Origin of the sequence: Marivirga arenosa (assembly GCF_030503875.2) — a bacterium.
GTDB lineage: Bacteria > Bacteroidota > Bacteroidia > Cytophagales > Cyclobacteriaceae > Marivirga > Marivirga arenosa.
Genome location: NZ_CP129968.2, coordinates 990,692 through 1,008,999 on the forward strand (window position 1 = coordinate 990,692; position 18,308 = coordinate 1,008,999).

The following is an 18,308-nucleotide window of genomic DNA, read 5'->3' on the forward strand; positions in this document are numbered from 1 at the left end:
AATTTGCTGGCTTTCCTTTTAGCTAACAATTATTTGTTCTAATCTAACAATCCAAATACCTCTCTGAGAATATCATTAACTCTTGCACTTACATTATTTCTAATGTTCGCCTCTTCATCTTGTACTTTTAAGAATAGCCCATCTAATCCTCTGGTGGTGGCATAGGCTGAAATATCCGCTTCTTCAATTGAATTTATGCCTGCAATAGACCCTAATGTTTGTTGTTCAAATAAACTTAAAGGGATTGAGGTATTTAAAATTCCATTGTATTCATTAACAAAATTCGCATAAATAGCTTCAACTGTTTGATCACCAATCGTAACTTGATTTACAGCATTATTAACCTTTGGTTCAAATGTATTGAATAATGATTCATAAGTATTGTCAATTAAATAAGCGGTTGCCGCAGTATCTGATCCGTACAAAATGCTTTCCGCATCAGCGATTGTAATTCCTCTGATAGCATCAAAAAAGATTGGTCCTGCTTCCTTTGCAGCTTCCTCTGCTGCTCTATTTAAGCCTAATATTAATTCTTCTTCTTTTTCTGCTAGGCTAGGAATGTCTAAAAGCGGAATCCCTGTATTGTATAATTGTTCCCCTGTGATTGTGCCTATACCAAAGGCATTAATTTCAATTGCTTTAAGCGATGCGATTTGTGATTCTAACTCATCAGGGAGTAAAATTTTAACAGCTTCATCTTTTAAATAACCATCAACAATTGCCAGTTTAGAAGTAGCAGTATCAGTTCCAACCCGTAAGGCTTCTTTCAGTCCTTCAGCGATGTTAATATTCGCGGGTTCTTCTAGGGCTTCATTTAGTAAATCACATGAGGATACCAAAAGGATTGAAAGTATTAGGCTAAGTGAGAATAGATTTTTCATAACTCGAATATTTATTGAATATAAATATCACAAATATTTAGCCAAAAAATAGAATTGAGATGGTTGAATTTTACGCTCAAGTAATAAATGGAAGGATATTACATATTAACTTACCAAGCCAGGATACCAGCATGTATCCAATACATGAATTTTGGAAGGATTAAATCTTAGGAAGATTTCATCTCCTTTTTCAAAAAGAATTTTTTCATGGGCATGAATCACAACATGTGTTTCAGCTCCGATATCGGCATGCACTTGTTGATGATCTCCGAAGTATTGTGCTAAGACTACTTTTGCGGGAAAAGTTCCTTCTTTATGGTCAGTACATATATCAATATTTTCGGGTCTGATGGCAATTAATACTTGCCCTGTCTTATCCGTTTTACTTCCTGCAATCGGCCCTGCTTTTAATTTATAAATCCCATCTTCAGCAGTAGCGTTCATGGCGTTTATTTTACCAAAAAAGCTTGCTACATATAGGTTTTTAGGGGTTTCATATAATTCACGAGGAGTTCCTACTTGCTGAATTTTACCGTCCTTTAAAATGGCAATCCTATCAGCAGAAGAAAGTGCATCCCGCATGTCATGAGTTACAAAAAGTGCAGTAGCTCCTGCTTTTTTAATGATGTTTCTAACTTCTTCCCGAACTTGATCTTTTAATACAGCATCAAGATTACTAAATGGCTCATCTAATAAAATCAAACCTGGATTTGGGGCTAGTGCTCTTGCTAAAGCTACTCTTTGCTGCTGTCCGCCAGATAAGTGATGAGGAAACCTATTAGCGTAACTACTTAATCCCACCATATCAGTTACTTCTCTTACCCTCTCTTTTAAGTTTGGGAATTGTTTTTTAGAAAGTCCGAATTTAATATTTTCAGCAACTGTAAGATGAGGAAATAAAGCATAGTCTTGAAAAACCATCCCTATTTTTCGCTTTTCAGGTTTCATGCTGAAATTATCATCCACCACCTTGTCACCATTTATCAATATTTGGCCTTTGTCTGCTTCTTCAAATCCAGCGATAAGTCTTAGCAAGGTAGTTTTCCCACTTCCGCTTTCACCAACTAGTGCTAATAACTCCCCTTTATTCACTGTTAAATTTGCATCATTAACAGCGTATTGGAGTTTCTTACCAAATCTCTTATGTAAATTTTTAATTGATAATACTTCCATCAGCTTTCGTTGATTTCATTAAACGGTTAAGTATGATAATAGGTATGGTACCAATTATAATAATAATTAATGATGGTGTTGCTGATTCAGCAATTAATTCATCACTAGCCAATTCATAGGCTTTAGTGGCTAAAGTATGGAAATTAAAAGGTCTTAGAATTAAGGTTAAGGGTAATTCTTTTAAAATATCTACAAAAATTAAGATACCTCCTGATATTAAGGCTCCTTTGATCAAGGGAAGGTTTACTTTCATTAAGGTTTTGAATGATCCTGCACCTAATGAATAAGAAGCCTCATCAATACTACTTCCAGTCTTTTTAAATGCAGCCTCTATTGGATTTAAAGAAACTGTTAAGAAGCGAACGATATAGGCAAAAGTTAGAGCGAAAATAGTCCCGCTAAATATCAAACCTATTTTCATATCGAAGCTTTCTTCCCAGGTGTTAATTAAGAATTTATCTAAACCTAATAAAGGAATCATAATGCCAATGGCAATTACTGCGCCCGGAATTGAATAGCCCATTGCAGCGAACTTCGCTAAAAAGCTGAAAAATCTATTTTTATTTACTTTAACAGCAAATAAAATAATGACTGAGATACTAACACAAAGTATTGCTGCAATTATAGCTAGCCCAAAGCTATTAGCCATTAAAATAAGGAAGTCAAAATCTAATATTTTTTTAATGGTTTGGAATGACCACAGAATTAATTGAAAAACAGGAGCCAGGAATCCCAGGAATAGTGGAATGAAACAAACCATCCAGGCAAAAAACTTTTTCCATCCTTTTAGCTGGTATCTTTTTAATTGCCTTCCAATTCTTGCTCCTTCATCAAACTTTACTCTTCCACGCTGAAATCTTTCAGCCATTATCATAATGAAAATAAAGCCCATTAAAATGCCGGAAAGATTAATGGCTGAATTAGGATCCCCAAAAGAAAACCAGGCTCTAAAGATACCGGTTGTAAAGGTGTTGATGCCGTAATATTTTACTGCCCCATAATCATTTAAAACTTCCATCATAACCAATGAAAGTCCTCCAATGATAGCCGGTCTACTAATGGGTAAGGCTATTCTAAAAAAGGTAGTCCATGAAGAGCTTCCTAAAATTCTGGAAGCTTCTAATAAAGTAGCAGATTGACTGATAAAGCTTGACCGCGCTACTACGTATACATAAGGGAATAATACTAATGACATTACGATGGCCACTCCCCAGAAATTCATTATATCAATATAGATTACTTCTGAGAGACCAATATCTCTCAAAAACACTTGAATTGGGCCTGTATAATCGAATATGCCAGCATAAGTATAAGCGGCTATGTAAGTAGGAATTGCAAGTGGTAATATTAGCATCCATTCAAAATGTCTCCTTAAAGGAATTCTGCAAGTGCTCACTATCCACGCTGAAGATACACCTAATAATAAGGTGAGAAAACTAACCACGATAACAAGCCCAATAGAATTAATGATGTAATTGGTTAATACTGTGTCAACCAAATGAGACCATACACTATCTGTCGTTTCATCAAATAGCTTAAAAAAAAGGGTATAAATAGGTAAGCCAATAATCAGAACCAATGCAATTAATGCAAAGGCCCAACCATTGGCATACTTTTTATATTTTGAAATGGATTTTAGCTTACTCACAAATTACTTCCAACCCGCTCTGTCAAATATTTTAACTGCTAAATCATTCTTTTCACCCAAAACTGATAAGTTAAGGCTGTCTTGTTTGAATTCACCCCAAGCCTTTAAAGTAGGTGCCCATTCAACTTTTTGGTTTACAGGATATTCATAATTCACACCAGCAAAAACTTTTTGAGCTTCTTCAGAAACTAAGAATTCAATAAATTTGATCGCGTTTTCTTTATTTGGAGCATATTTAGCAACTCCGGCACCACTTACATTAATGTGAGCACCTCTTCCATCCTGATTTGGAAACAAGATTTCAACTGCTTCAGCTACTTTTACTTCTTCTTCACTTGAAGAGTTTAACATTTTACCTAAGTAATAAGTGTTTGATACAGCAACATCTCCTTCTCCGGCAAAAACAGCTTTTATTTGATCTCTATCTCCACCTTTAGGGTCTCTTGCCATATTTTCAACTACACCTTCTGCCCATGCAGTTGCAGCTTCTTCTCCATTATGAGCAATTATAGAGGCCATTAATGATTGATTATAGATATTAGATGAAGAACGGATTAATAATCTTCCTTTAATTTCAGGATTAGCGAGTGCTTCGTAAGTCGAAATTTTCTCTGGAGAGATGTTTTCTGGATTGTAAACAATTACTCTTCCTCTCACTGTAAGTCCAAACCAATTATTGTCTACATCTCTAAGATTAGCAGGAATAGTAGTATTTAAATTTTCAGATTCAACTGATTGTAATAATCCTGCTTCTTTGGCTCTATGTAACCTACCTGCATCCACAGTAATCAAAACATCAGCTGGAGAATTTTCTCCTTCTAATTTCATTTTCTGAATTAATTCATCTGCATTGGCATTTACAACATTTACTTTAATGCCTGTTTTTTCTTCAAAATCTTTGAAAAGTTGCTGATCAGCTTCGTAATGCCTATGTGTATAAACATTTACTTCTTGGTTTTCATTTTCTGATGCTGACTCACCTTCCTTGTTTGAAGTCGATTGGCTACATGACCAAATTGTAGCTAAGGCAAAAATTGTTATTAAAATATGTCTCATTATTATAGGAGCGTTTAAAATTCGAGTGCAAATTTAATCATAATTGGATTAATTCTAAATAATAGCGGTATTATTTTAGATCAATTAATTAAATTGCAACCGTAAATATTTCATACCCAAAAATAGTTTGAATACATGAAAGCGACCATTTCTCAATTAGAGTACATTATTGCTTTAGATACTTATCGTCATTTTGGAAAGGCAGCCGAAAACTGCTTCATCACACAACCTACTTTGAGTATGCAAATCAATAAGTTAGAGGATAACTTGGGTGTGAAGATATTTGACAGAAGCCGTCAGCCTGTAGTGCCCACTGAATTAGGTGCAATGATACTAGAGCAAGCAAGGAAAGTTGTGACGGAGGCTAAAAAGATGGAGGAGATCATTGAAGATCAAAAATTGGAAGTGTCAGGAACCCTGAAAATAGGCGTAATTCCAACCATCGCACCTTATTTATTACCATTGTTTGCCAAAAGCTTTATGGATAAATATCCTTCTATTCAAATTCAGGTAGAAGAACTCATTACAGAAGATACTTTAGCTAAAATTAAATCTGAAGCATTAGATGTAGGAATAGTAGTTGGGCCATTAAATGATAAAGCGCTTCGTGAAATACCGATCTACTATGAAAAGTTTTTTGGTTATGCGAATAAGACTGATCTCGAGCCTCAGGATAAACTTATAACAGGAGAAGATTTACAAAATAATGAATTGTGGTTACTGAATGAGGGCCATTGCTTTAGAGAGCAGGTTTTAAATATTTGTCAAAATAGAAATTTTGATAATGTATTAAACTATCAAAGTGGTTCTTTGGAAGCTTTGAAAAGAATGGTGGATAAACAAGGCGGGGTAACGCTATTGCCTGAATTGGCTACTTTAGATTTGACAGATGAAGACAAAAAGAAATTAAGGTACTTTAAAAAGCCTACTCCTTTTAGAGAAGTAAGCTTGGTGATGAAAAGAGATTATTTGAAAAGAAGAATAATAGAAGCCCTTCAAAAAGAAATAATTGATCACCTTCCAATTGAAATGAAACAAAGGGAAGAAAATGAATTACAGGTGATTAATTGGAGGTGAGATAATTTAAGTATATTTATCTCATCCCTGATCTTAACTAGTTTTTGTCCTTTTGAATTATGGTAACGGATTTTTGCTAATAAATACTAAAGCTGGTGAATTTCTGTCTCCTGAGTTAATTTTACCATCATCTTTTATAGTTCCGTAGGATGCTGCAACATATAATCTATTTTCTTCATCTAGATATAGATTATTTAAAATATATTCAAAAGGAATGTCAAGTATTTCTGTGTAATTATTAACTGTTTTTTCAATTTTTGATGCCGTTAAGTAATTTGAAACACTCCCATCGATTGTAAGATAATTCCATTCGGTTTTATAGCTGACACCATTTTCAGTTTCAACATATTTAATCGGCACTTTTAAGTCAGGAAAATAAGTATTATTAGTCTCTTGCCAAGAAAAGCCTTTATCAGTAGAAAAGCCCGAAACAGAACTTGCAAAATCAAAATCATCACCTTGTCCGTAGACACCAAAAATAAATAAGCTGTCATTTCTTTTCAATAAACCAGGCATTGGCCCGGAAAAATCAGCAACCTCATCCCAGGTTTCTCCTGAATTATCACTTGCATAAACTTTAGTCTCTGTAGTAACTACTAATACATCATCAATACTTCCGTTGATTGCGTATGCTGCTTCTCCATTAGGGATTTGTAGTACTGTCCATTCTTCATATCTTTCTTGAACTATCATAGGTTTGGAATTGAATGGTTCGCAGGATACGCAAGCTAGAGAAACTAACGCGAAAGCTATTTTTGCAATTTGGTTCATTGAATTTATTTTTGGTTAAATGTATATGTCAAAAGTATAAGTTTTTATTTATGATAGCAATACGTATCTTTATAAAGAAGAAAAGCAAAAAAATCGATAATATCTAAATTTTTCGTAAATTAAGTTCCGAGATAATAGTAGTTTATATGAAAAAAGATATAGGAAGAAATGATCCTTGTTATTGTGGAAGTGGTAAGAAGTATAAAAACTGCCATATGGGTAAAGAATCCTCAGGAATCAATAACAATAAGAACTTAATGTATATTACTATCATGATAGTGATAGTGGCGATCGCTGGCTTTTCAATTTATTATAATGCGCAGCAAACTCCTGTTCAGAATACAAATTCACAAAGCACTCCAGTTCCACCGCCACCTGGTGAAGCACCTCCTGGTAAAGTATGGTCATCTGCTCACGGCCATTGGCACGACAAATAAAAGGTCTCATTGCTTTGAACTTCCATAAAAGCATTAGTTTTGTGTCGTAAAATTCTAATAGCCTTATGTTCAAAGCAATTTGTACTGATATCGATGGTACTTTACTAAATCCAGACAGAAAGCTTTCACAGCGAACAATCGATATCATTAAAAGTATAAAAGATGATGTGCATATCATTTTAGCATCTAGTAGGATGCCGGCTGCAATGCGTCATCTTCAACAAACTTTAGAGATTATGGATCAGCCTTTAATTTGTTATAATGGCGGGTTTATCATTTCTCAGAAAGAAGGAGTTAAAGTTTTGGACTCTGTTAGCATTCCATTTGATCTAACAAATTATATCGCAAATTGGAGCCACGGTAAAAATTTGCATGCTAGTTTTTATGTTGAAGACGAATGGTATGCACCTTCTGAAGATCAGTGGACAAAAAGAGAGGTAAACAATACTCAAGTTCAAGCTAGCATATTGCCGGGCCTTGAACTCATGAAAAGTTGGGAAGCCTCTCAAATAGGCGCTCATAAAATAATGTGCATGGGAGAGCCAGCCCTTATAGATGCTTTGATTGAGGATTTAAAAAGTCAAAAAGCACCCCTTCACTTATACAGATCAAAAGATACCTATCTTGAAATAGCTCCTTTAGCAATATCAAAAGCAAGTGCATTAAATCAATTATTGGACAAAGAACTCAATTTCGAGATGAAGGATGTGATTGCTTTTGGTGATAATTATAATGACATAGAAATGTTAACGGCTGTTGGATGTGGCGTAGCAGTAGGGAATGCCAAAGAGGAAGTGAAAAGTATTGCCAATGAAATTACGCTGCCAGGTAAAGAAGATGGAGTAGCAGTAACTCTTGAGAAGTATTTTAGTTAAAAGAAGAATAGATTTTTATTCATCATTTTTCTCAAACTTTTTTATGGAAATCATTAGTAATATTATTAAAGCAGCAATTGAGGTAGGAAGTAAACTTAAGCGCCATGAAACTCCAGTTGAATCGCAAAAGGAAACCTTAAAGGAGCTACTTCAAAAATCAAAAAATACTGCCTTTGGTAAATATTACGGATTTGAATCTTTATTAAACACTAAAAACTTTCAGCAAGAATTTGCGAAGGAGATTCCCTATCATGATTATGATGATATGGAATTCTGGTGGAGAAAATCATATGAGGGGAAGCCTGATATTTGTTGGCCAGAAAAAGTAGATAATTTTGCAGTAAGCTCAGGCACTACGGGCCATAGTAAACATATACCCGTGACAGATGAAATGTTGGAAAGCATTCGTAATGCTGGTTTGCAGCAGGTATTGAGTTTATCTAATTTTAAAGATCTCCCTGAAAGCTTTTATACTAAGCAAATTCTAATGCTAGGCTCTAGCACTAATCTAGATGAAAAAGCGGGACATCTTGAAGGTGAAATAAGTGGGATAAGCGCTGCAAATATACCAAATTGGTTTCATGCTTTCTATAAACCAGGTCAAGAAATAAGCAGTATCGATGATTGGGATAGCAGAGTTGAAGCCATTGCAAAAGAAGCCAAAAATTGGGATATAGGATCTATTTCAGGAATTCCTTCCTGGATTGAACTAATGCTCCAGCGTGTGATGGAATATCATAAGGTTGATTCTATCCATGATATTTGGCCGAATCTTGCGGTTTATACTTCTGGTGGTGTAGCACTTGATCCCTACAAAAAAAGCTTTGAGAAGCTATTCAGTAAACCAGTACAATACATCGATACTTATCTAGCCTCTGAGGGTTATTTGGCTACTCAGGTAAGGCCTGAAACAGATGCTATGCAATTGATCTATGATAATGGTGTCTATTTTGAATTTGTGCCCTTTGATGAAGATAGCATATTAGAATCAGGAAAGATAAATCCAGAGAAAAAAGCACTCAACATTTCTCAGGTTGAAGAAGGTAAAGAGTACATTTTATTGATATCAACGGTAAGTGGAACCTGGCGCTATATGATTGGGGATACTATAAAATTTACTGATGTAGGTCGATCAGAAATAAAAATCACAGGTAGAACAAAATTCTTTCTTAACGTTGTGGGTTCTCAACTTTCAGTCAATAAAATGGATGATGCTATTGAAAGTTTAAATGAAGAATTTCCTATTAATATTAAAGAATTTACTGTGGCTGCAGTTAAAGAAAATGATGAATACATTCACCATTGGTATTTAGGAGTGGAGGATTTGAATAAAGGTTTTGATCATTCAGAAATAAAAGATCATTTAGACCAAAAACTTAAGAACAATAATAAAAATTATAAAGTTGCTCGAGATAAGGCATTAAAAGATGTTAAAGTTGATATTGTTTCTGTAGATCAATTTATTGCTTGGAATGATCAGAATAAGAAAAAGGGCGGACAAGTAAAGATGGCTAAAGTTATGAAAGAGGAGGCCTTTAGAGAATGGCAGGAATTTATAGCCAATCAATAAGTCCGAATAGAATAGAGTTTATATCTTTGCCTTCAATTCAAATAAGCTTTAAGGATGTCAAAAAAGAATATCATAATTACTGGCGGTGCAGGTTTTATAGGCTCTAATTTAGTTGCTAAATACCTAGAAGATGACAGAGTAGGCAAAGTAAGAGTAATTGACAACCTCTCAAATGGATATTATAGTAATATCAAAGAATTTGAAGGACATCCGAAATTTGAGTTTTTTGAAGAGGATATCTGTGATTATGATAAGATGTTGGAATTGACCAAAGGCTTTGATTTAATTAGTCATCAAGCTGCATTAGGATCAGTTCCGCGTTCTATAGAAAACCCAATGTTAAGTACTAAGGTGAATATTGATGGAACCGTCAATATTTTGCACGCTGCTGTACAGAATAAAATTGATAGAGTAGTTCTAGCTTGTTCTTCCAGTACTTATGGAGATAGCCCTAACTTACCTAAGCAAGAAGATATTATCGGAAAGCCCTTAAGTCCGTATGCAGTTACTAAATATGCAGTAGAATTATATGCTGAAGTATTTCAGAAAACCTATGGATTAGATTTTATTGGCTTACGGTATTTCAACATTTTTGGCCCCAGGCAAAATCCGGACAACCCTTATGCTGCGGTAATACCGATCTTTTGTAAAGCTTTTATTCACGATAATACACCAACCATAAATGGTGATGGTCATACCAGTAGAGACTTTACTTTTGTTGAAAATGCATTGCATGCAAATGATTTGGCCTTATTTACTGAAAACAAGGAAGCTTTAAATCAAATTTACAATGTAGCTTGTGGTGACCAGATGAGCCTAAATGATATGATTTCTTTATTGAATGAAATTAGTGGCAAATCAATTGAGCCAAATTATGGACCAGAACGACCAGGAGATGTAAAACACTCAAAAGCGGACATTTCTAAAATTGCAAATCTTTTAGGTTATACGCCACAAGTTCGTTTTAAAGAAGGTTTGGCGAGAGTATATGATTGGTATAAAGAAATGGGCTTTTAAAGGGAATGCTATCTTAATCCTTCAGGACTTGTAAAACATCATCAATAATTAATCTTTTTTAATCTTCGGAAATTTATAGTCGAATCATTTAACAATTTGATTATAAATTGATTATATTTTGAATGCTTTCGTTCTATACTTTGTATTAATAGAAATGCTAGAGACATTCATCAATTATATCGTTGAGCATCCTGATTACCTTGTGCTAACCGCTAGCTGTGCATTTCTTGTGTCTTATTTTATAAGATGGATGTTTAAAAATGGTAACAATTCTGATGATGATGAAGGAGGAGGAGGTGGAGGTTCTAATGAAAATGATGATGATCCTGTTTTAGATTTACCGCCTGGTGTTTGCTTACCTAAGGACAAACCAGAACCTGAATTGATGTCTTGATATTTAATACTTCATCTTAAAACTTACAAGCACTTTGATTCCAAAGCCTTGTACACTATTTTTGCAATAATTTTAATGGGGAATCAACTATATAAAGAAAATTTAGTTTATATAACCCTAAGAGTACCCATCGTTGTGAAATAATATTTTATAGAACATAAAAATCCAGTCATGAAAGATTCTGTTAATGCAGATTATTTAAAGAAAAGCACCAAGCCGCTGCCGATAGTGGTCGCAAAAGGTGATGGAATTGGTCCTGAAATCATGGATGCAACCCTTAGAATTTTAGATGCCGCTAATGTTACTTTAGATGCAGATCATATCGAAATAGGAGAGCAAGCCTATTTATCAGGTAATACATCAGGAATTCCAGAAAGTGCTTGGGAAGCTATTCATAAAAAGAAAGTGATTTTAAAAGCCCCAATCACCACACCTCAAGGTTCAGGTTACAAAAGTTTAAACGTAACCATCAGAAAATCTTTAGGTTTATTTTCTAATGTGCGTCCAGCAGTATCTTATCATCCGATTGTAGAAAGTAAGCATCCGGTGATGGATTTAGTAGTAGTAAGAGAAAATGAGGAGGATTTATATGCAGGGATTGAGCACCAGCAAACTGATGAAGTAGCGCAATGCTTGAAGTTAATTAGCAGACCTGGTTCTGAGAAAATTTGTCGTTATGCCTTCGAGTATGCAAAAAAGTATAATCGTAAAAAAGTAACTTGTTTGGTGAAAGATAACATCATGAAGGTTACGGATGGCTTATTCCATAGCGTATTTAAAGAAGTAGCAAAAGAATATCCAGATATTCAGGCAGAAAGTCAAATAATTGATATTGCTACAGCCAGAATTGCAAACCGACCTGAAGAATATGATGTAATTGTTACCTTAAACCTCTATGGTGATATCGTTTCAGATGTAACAGCTGAAATTTCTGGTTCTGTTGGTTTAGCAGGATCTTCTAACATAGGAAAAGATTATGCCATGTTTGAAGCCATACATGGTTCTGCTCCTGATATTGCAGGTAAAGGAATTGCAAACCCGTCAGGCTTATTACACGGGGCTATCCAAATGTTGCAGTACTTTGGTGAAGTAGAAAAGGCTGCTTTAATCCACAATGCATGGTTAACCACTATGGAAGATGGTATTCACACTGGCGAGATTTACAAAGAAGGACACAGTAAACAAAAAGTAGGTACTAAAGAGTTTGCTGATGCTGTAATAGAAAGATTAGGTCAGGTTCCCGAACAGTTCAAGAAAATTGAAGTAAAAGAAGGCGAAGACTTTAGAATTAATATCGATATAAAATCACCAGCTCCAAAAGAGAAAAAATTAGTTGGGGTTGATATTTTTATTGACTCAAGAGATAGAGATGCTAATAAGTTTGGGGATTTATTAACAAAAAACTCTAAAGATATCTTAAAACTTAAAATGGTAACGAATAGGGGAGTTAAAGTATATCCAAATGGTATGGATTCAACTTTCTGTACGGATCATTGGAGATGCAGATTTATTTCTAAAAATGCTGAGATAGTGGAAGGTAAACCAGATTATAAAACTATAGATTATAAAGAGGTATTAGAATTGATGAACAAGCTAAACCAAGATGGTTATGACATCATCAAAACTGAAAACCTATATACTTTCGATGGTAAATTAGGCTTCTCTTTAGGACAAGGAGAATAAAAATTATAATTCAAGCGAAGGCGTTTTAAGCCTTCGCTTTTTTTATTTTAACCAAAACCCATTCCTATCTTCAAATTCTACACTCAAGAATTGAATCTTTCAATTTTTCAATTTGTTGCTTTAAACCTGATAATGTATTTATATCTGTATTGAAAATGATATATTTGCAACTTACTTGCTTATAACCCATTAAAACCATGAGACTTGCCCAGGCTGCGAGAAAGCTTTCGATGACCACTGAAGAAATAGTGGATTTTTTACAATTGCGAGGGATTGAAATTGAAAAAGATTCTAATACAAAATTGAGTGCGGAATCTATTCAAGTACTTTATAAATATTTTGAGATAGAGGAAGAAGAACTTGTAGAAAAAGTTGAAGTACAACCGGATGAAATTCAAGATGAGCAAGCAGATGAGAATATTCCTACTGAAGAGGAGGCTGAAGTAAATGAGGAAATAGTTTCTGAAAAGTTAGGGCAAGAGGAATCAAATGAAATTGCTGAGCCTCAACAAGAAGAAAAGGTAGAGGAAGTTCAAGCATCTGAAAAGAAATCATTCAAAACAGTAGGAGAGTTATTGGAGTCTGAAGACGAAACTACAGATGAAGATTTAGTGATTAAAGCTCCTAAGGTGGAATTGAAAGGCTTAAATGTAGTGGGGAAAATAGATCTTCCCGAGCCAAAGCCTAAGGAAGAAAAGCAAGAAGATAAACCTGATAAACTTAAACCAAGGGTAAAGAAAAACTACCAGAAAGGGAATAATAAAAAGTCTAGAAGAAATCGTAAAGAATTAACACCTACCCAAATTAGGCAAAAAGAAGAAGAAAGAGAGGAACGTAAAAGGAAAAGGATAGAAAAGGAAAAGAAGAAGAAACGAGAAGAATTCTATAAAGAAAACATCCTTAAGCCAAAGCAGGAGGAACAAAAGAAAAAGACTAAGAAAAAGAAGATAAAGGTAGTTGAGCAAAAAATTCAGCCAAACCAACCAAAACCAAAAACCGTATTAGGCAAATTCTGGAGATGGCTTAATACTTGATAATATATTTAATATAACCGTAGAAATATTTAATACTTACCACAAAAAATAAGAATTACACGTAATGAAAAAAGGCAATAAATTATATAGTATTTTTAAATATAAATGCCCCAGATGTCATGAGGGAGATTTATTTGAATCAGGAACTTATGATTTAAAGAACTTCCAGAAAATGCCCAAAAATTGTTCTCATTGCGGTTTACGATATATGTCTGAGCCTTCATTTTTTGATGGTGCCATGTATATCAGTTATGCAATGCAGGTAGCTTTAATAATCACCGTGTTTGTCGCACTCAATGTATTAGGATTCGCAGAACTTTGGTTAATTATTACCTTATCCGTATCTCTTTCCCTTATCATGGTTCCTGTAACTTTCAGGTTGTCCAGATCAGCTTACATTAATCTTTTTGTAAAATATGACCCAGATAAAAGGTCAGAATTCGAATAAATTCACTTTTGTTTAATTAATATTAAAAATAGTTAAACAAAGTATCATATTCTGTGTTAATACATCAGTTAAATTTTTTAATCAGAATATAAATACTTAGTGAGATGAAAAGAAGAGACGTAATATTGTTTATAGGAATTATAGTAGCTTCAATTATAGGAACCAAAACCTTTGCTAATCATGCAACTTTAGCTACCAATGAAATTGGTGATGAAGAAGCCAGAAGAATAATTAAAAAGATAAAGAATAATCCTGAGTTTTCACTGTTTTATGAAGCCCTGGAACAAGCTGATTTAAAATCAGAAATTGCGGCACTGGAAGAGTTAACTTTAATGATTCCTACTAACAAAGCATTCAGATTATTACCAAAAGATGTTTTGGAAAACTTTATGGATGAGGAGAATAAAGATGCTTTAATAGAATTACTTAACTATCATATTTTGCCTCAGAAAATAAATTATGAAGAATTAGGGGAGAGTAGTACTTTAAATGCTTTGGATAAACAGCAAATAAGCGTAAAATCTGGAGCCATAATACAAGTAGAAAATGCAGAAGTACAAGCCAAATATGAAGAAACCAATGATCTTATTATTTACAAAATAGATCGATTGATAATGCCTTTAAATTAGGTGATTAATTTAGTTTTCTAATCAAAGCTGATAGCGAAAGTTATCAGCTTTTTTTATGTCAATATTATAAAGTAATTTTTAGGCGATATCCCCTTCCTGATTTTCATTATCAGGCGTGGTGTTTATCTTAAAGTATTAGTATACTCCAACCATTCAAAGCATGTCGGGAACGGGCTAGTAAAAAAAAGAAAATATGTCAATACCTATAAAATCTCAATATTTTTAGCTGATGTTAGGCATAAATTTTTGATTAAAGTTCTTTTCTCCTGTATAAGTGCTCAAAACTTTCAGTTGAAAATATTTTCGTTAAGTTGGTAAATTTCAATGCTTGTGGCAGAATTATAGGTCTCAATTACCGAGTATGGAGAAGAATATGAGAAATAAGGCAATAAGCCATTTTTTGTCCAAGTTCTTCCATAGAGATTGAAGCATGCGTGTATAGGGTTTCCAGACTCATTTCTAAAAAGTATAATGATCTGATTCTTCCACAAATTTTTCGATTTTTTCAATGTCTGTACCTGCAAATTTTGAAGAGTTTCGATATGTATAAACATTTGCTTCAAAATAGTATTTGTATCCGTAAAGTCTGGAATAACGGAACGTCTAAAAAAATAGGGTTCAGGGTCAATCCCATGAGAACGAAAGATACTCTCCAAAGAATATGATATACAGGTTTGATAAGCATTACGCAGTACGATTGTGTCATACCTTTTCTCGTTTAATGCCTGGGCAACTGATCTTAATTCAGTACTATTCAAATTAGTGATATCATAATTCCACAGTTGATAGGGGGAAAACTTGCTTTCTTGGTAGAGGTTGCGTTTGTTTCCGAATTCCGAAATAGTTGAATCTCGATGTATCTTAATAGCAAACGAAAACAATAACCCTTCAATCTTCAACACATCGATCTTATTGTTAATTAAATCAATAGTATCTGTGATCTGTAAGTAATCTTTAAGGGATTTATTCAAAGGGGTAGTGATATCAATTTTACCGACCGCAAAGTTTTCCTTTTGAATTTCTTTTTTAGGAACCACTAAAATTTCGGAATTTAATTGGCTTTGCGCTGAGTTAACCAAAAATATGTAAAGGCAAATTACAAATATCTCTTTCCTCATTTTTTGGCACGAATTAAAAATTTCACCAAAGATTTTAACTTTTTTAGCTTGAAATTATGCCTAACGCTAGGAATATGGCTTGGTGGCGGTTTCGAAGTGCTTCCTTGTATGCCCGCAACAAAGCTGATTAAATGTACAAAAATTTTCGTTTACTGCTTCTCCCGCCATAAGCTATATTTGATGCTGGCAACAGTATTTATTGTTTTTTATAAATTTCCATTATTTCGACTGGTAATTTTTCTTCTGCTCTGGCTAATTCTAGTCCATATTTCTTCAATTCAGTATGTATTGTTTTTGGGTCTTCAGCCCGCCATTCCAAAACAATGTCATATTCACCATTTAAGTTTGTTTTGTCTAAAACAGGTATTGGTGTGAAATTTTCTAAATACTCTGCCAATCTTGCTATTTTAATTTTCTTGGTTTTTAGAATTGTACCCATAAACATAAATTCGGTCGAATCGGATTGGGACTTTTTAATTTTCTTGTCCACATCTCTTAGAACATAACACTCTAAAGAATCAATTCCCATTTTGGCATTTGTATCAAAGTTTTCATTTAGAAATTCAATCCCTATTTCCCTCCATTTTTCTTGATACTTGTCTGAAACCTGAATCATAAAATTATACTGATGTTCTTTTTCGTAAGGAAAATCATCTACACTTAAACTGTCTTTAAAAATCATTCTACTTGGTGAAGCTACATTATATAAAGTCTGATAAATTCTTGGAATTGTACTATTCCACATTTCAATGCCATTTATATTACCCTCGACATTTTTTAAAGGTCTAAATCCACCTCTTTTTTCTTGGTCATAACTTTTTAGTTCGATTGTATAATTAGAATTAGCAACAGTTTTTATTGTTTCAACTTCTGAGATTGGGTCTCTGTAGAAATCATCCTTTAATTCTAAATCGATTTTATTATTGGTTATGAGATTTTCAATGACTTCTTTGTTTATTTTTTCTGGACTTGTAATTGCTCTAACGACTCCGTCCTTATCTATAATAATAGAATGAGGAATGACTTTGTATTCAAAGATTTTAGTATGAGTTGTATCTGAAACAACTCTTAATGATGTTTTTGAGCTTTTTATAAACTTTTCTAAACGCTCTTGATTTTCAGACGAAATAGTAATAATCTCAATTTTATCGCCAAATACATTTTGTAAGCTGTCCAATTTTTTCATTGCCGGTATGCAAGGTCCACACCAAGTTGCCCAAAATTCCAAAATGACAGGTTTTCCTTTTAAATCGTTTATTGATATTTGGCTTTGTTTGCTATTTAAAATATTACTGAATTCGTAGTTTGGTGCTGGTTTTCCTAATACAGCTATTTTATTTTCTTCTTTGCAAGATGTTATGCAAATGATTAAAATCAGTATTAGAAAGTTTCTTTTCATTTTTCAGTTTTATATTGTTGACAACAATTGGCTAGTGGCATAAAAGTTGTCACTATACCTTTTATATTTTTAGCAATCTACTAAGAATTTAATTGGAAACAAAAGTGCTTTAAAGCCTTATAAAGGCTAATTTTTTGCTGTATCTGTAGAGCTAAACGTTTATTATACGTTTAAATCTACCTTTATAAAGTACAAACCCTCAGTAAGCAGAATACTCTGGAGTTTAGATTACAGTAGTTAAAGGACTTGAAGTTAATGCTAAGACTAAAACAGTTGAGAAAATGAGCATAAAAAAAGCTGATAGTTTTAAACTATCAGCTTTTGTAGGAAGTGATGGAAATTGATTTAAGCAATATTGGTATATACGGCTTGTACATCATCATCCTCTTCAATTTTATCAATTAGCTTCTCAATATCCGCCATTTGTTCTTCTGAAAATTCAACAGAATCATTGGCAAATCTCTTTAGAGAAGCATTTTTAACGTCTATATTCAGCTCTTCTAGCTTTTTAGATAAGTTACCAAATTCAGTGTAGTCACCATAAACGTATAACTTCCCGTCATTTTCTTCAATCTCTTCCATTCCGGCATCAATCAGTTCCAGCTCTAATTCTTCAATATCCATATCCTCTGTTTTTTCAAATTCAAAAACAGCTGTTCTGGAAAACATGAATTCTAATGAACCATTAGGAACTAAATTGGCCCCCACTTTATCCTTATTGAAATAAGACTTAATATTCGCTACCGTACGGTTGTTATTGTCAGTGGCACATTCAATGAAAATCAATACCCCATGAGGTCCTTTTCCTTCGAAAGTAACTTCCACGTAGTTCTCTGCTTCAGAACCCGATGCCCTTTTAATAGCAGCCTCAATATTATCTTTAGGCATGTTTTGTGCCTTCGCATTTTGAATGGCAGTACGCAATGACGCATTCATTTCAGGGTCAGGTCCACCCTCTTTAGCTGCCATTGTAATCGTTTTGGCTAGTCTTGGAAATAAACGGGACATCTTATCCCATCTTTTTTCTTTCGCTGCTCTTCGGTATTCAAATGCTCTTCCCATTTCTAATTATTTTCATTTAGTGCAAAAATAAAAATA

The 18,308-nt window shown here is 33.8% G+C and carries 18 protein-coding genes; 10 read left to right on the forward strand and 8 right to left on the reverse strand.

The annotated features are described in order from the left end of the window. Positions 1-38: 38 nt before the first annotated feature. From QYS47_RS04235 to QYS47_RS04250, 4 genes are all read right to left on the reverse strand, one after another. Positions 39-881, reverse strand: a complete 843-nt coding sequence (locus QYS47_RS04235; protein ID WP_322347835.1) for a DUF4197 domain-containing protein — start codon at positions 879-881, stop codon at positions 39-41. Between the two features lie 105 nt (positions 882-986). Continuing rightward, positions 987-2,054, reverse strand: coding sequence for an ABC transporter ATP-binding protein (locus tag QYS47_RS04240; protein WP_308357614.1), 1,068 nt, complete (start codon positions 2,052-2,054; stop codon positions 987-989). Further along, a complete protein-coding gene (locus QYS47_RS04245) occupies positions 2,035-3,702 on the reverse strand; it encodes an ABC transporter permease (RefSeq protein WP_322347836.1) in 1,668 nt (555 codons plus the stop codon). The genes QYS47_RS04240 and QYS47_RS04245 overlap by 20 nt, the downstream gene beginning before the upstream one ends. A 3-nt stretch (positions 3,703-3,705) precedes the next feature. Beyond that, on the reverse strand, positions 3,706-4,758 hold the full coding sequence (locus QYS47_RS04250) for a Fe(3+) ABC transporter substrate-binding protein (protein ID WP_308357612.1): 1,053 nt from the start codon (positions 4,756-4,758) through the stop codon (positions 3,706-3,708). A 135-nt stretch (positions 4,759-4,893) separates the two neighbouring features. Between QYS47_RS04250 and QYS47_RS04255 the strand changes: the two genes are divergently transcribed. After that, positions 4,894-5,835: a hydrogen peroxide-inducible genes activator gene (locus tag QYS47_RS04255; protein ID WP_308357611.1), complete on the forward strand. Its 942-nt coding sequence runs from the start codon at positions 4,894-4,896 to the stop codon at positions 5,833-5,835. A 57-nt stretch (positions 5,836-5,892) separates the two neighbouring features. On the opposite strand, the gene QYS47_RS04260 is transcribed toward QYS47_RS04255, so the two are convergent. Further along, positions 5,893-6,528 (reverse strand): hypothetical protein, encoded by a 636-nt coding sequence (locus QYS47_RS04260; protein WP_322347837.1) that lies wholly within the window; start codon positions 6,526-6,528, stop codon positions 5,893-5,895. A gap of 224 nt (positions 6,529-6,752) precedes the next feature. On the opposite strand from QYS47_RS04260, the gene QYS47_RS04265 reads away from it, so the two are divergent. The 9 genes from QYS47_RS04265 (at position 6,753) to QYS47_RS04305 (ending at position 14,693) form a co-directional block, all read left to right on the forward strand. Further along, positions 6,753-7,043: an SEC-C metal-binding domain-containing protein gene (locus tag QYS47_RS04265; RefSeq protein WP_302127679.1), complete on the forward strand. Its 291-nt coding sequence runs from the start codon at positions 6,753-6,755 to the stop codon at positions 7,041-7,043. A 65-nt stretch (positions 7,044-7,108) separates the two neighbouring features. Further along, positions 7,109-7,918: a Cof-type HAD-IIB family hydrolase gene (locus tag QYS47_RS04270; protein WP_322347838.1), complete on the forward strand. Its 810-nt coding sequence runs from the start codon at positions 7,109-7,111 to the stop codon at positions 7,916-7,918. A gap of 43 nt (positions 7,919-7,961) precedes the next feature. Beyond that, positions 7,962-9,488, forward strand: coding sequence for a GH3 family domain-containing protein (locus QYS47_RS04275; protein WP_322347839.1), 1,527 nt, complete (start codon positions 7,962-7,964; stop codon positions 9,486-9,488). Between the two features lie 54 nt (positions 9,489-9,542). After that, positions 9,543-10,505 carry an SDR family oxidoreductase gene (locus QYS47_RS04280; protein WP_302127677.1) on the forward strand — a complete coding sequence of 321 codons (963 nt, stop codon included), beginning with the start codon at positions 9,543-9,545 and terminating at the stop codon, positions 10,503-10,505. A gap of 154 nt (positions 10,506-10,659) precedes the next feature. Further along, a complete protein-coding gene (locus tag QYS47_RS04285; protein WP_322347840.1) occupies positions 10,660-10,899 on the forward strand; it encodes a hypothetical protein in 240 nt (79 codons plus the stop codon). A 171-nt stretch (positions 10,900-11,070) separates the two neighbouring features. After that, on the forward strand, positions 11,071-12,582 hold the full coding sequence (locus QYS47_RS04290) for an NADP-dependent isocitrate dehydrogenase (RefSeq protein WP_322347841.1): 1,512 nt from the start codon (positions 11,071-11,073) through the stop codon (positions 12,580-12,582). A 197-nt stretch (positions 12,583-12,779) separates the two neighbouring features. Further along, entirely contained in the window at positions 12,780-13,616 is an 837-nt protein-coding gene (locus tag QYS47_RS04295) for a hypothetical protein (RefSeq protein WP_322347842.1), read from the forward strand. A 64-nt stretch (positions 13,617-13,680) separates the two neighbouring features. Further along, a complete protein-coding gene (locus QYS47_RS04300; protein WP_308357606.1) occupies positions 13,681-14,064 on the forward strand; it encodes a DUF983 domain-containing protein in 384 nt (127 codons plus the stop codon). 104 nt (positions 14,065-14,168) lie between these two features. After that, positions 14,169-14,693 (forward strand): fasciclin domain-containing protein, encoded by a 525-nt coding sequence (locus tag QYS47_RS04305; RefSeq protein ID WP_322347843.1) that lies wholly within the window; start codon positions 14,169-14,171, stop codon positions 14,691-14,693. A 287-nt stretch (positions 14,694-14,980) separates the two neighbouring features. Here the strand turns inward: QYS47_RS04305 and QYS47_RS04310 are convergent, their stop codons facing one another. From QYS47_RS04310 to QYS47_RS04320, 3 genes are all read right to left on the reverse strand, one after another. After that, on the reverse strand, positions 14,981-15,811 hold the full coding sequence (locus QYS47_RS04310) for a hypothetical protein (RefSeq protein ID WP_322347844.1): 831 nt from the start codon (positions 15,809-15,811) through the stop codon (positions 14,981-14,983). 196 nt (positions 15,812-16,007) lie between these two features. Beyond that, on the reverse strand, positions 16,008-17,210 hold the full coding sequence (locus tag QYS47_RS04315) for a redoxin domain-containing protein (RefSeq protein ID WP_322347845.1): 1,203 nt from the start codon (positions 17,208-17,210) through the stop codon (positions 16,008-16,010). 345 nt (positions 17,211-17,555) lie between these two features. Further along, complete coding sequence (locus tag QYS47_RS04320; protein ID WP_302103560.1) at positions 17,556-18,272, reverse strand: YebC/PmpR family DNA-binding transcriptional regulator; 717 nt, start codon at positions 18,270-18,272, stop codon at positions 17,556-17,558. Positions 18,273-18,308 lie beyond the last annotated feature (36 nt).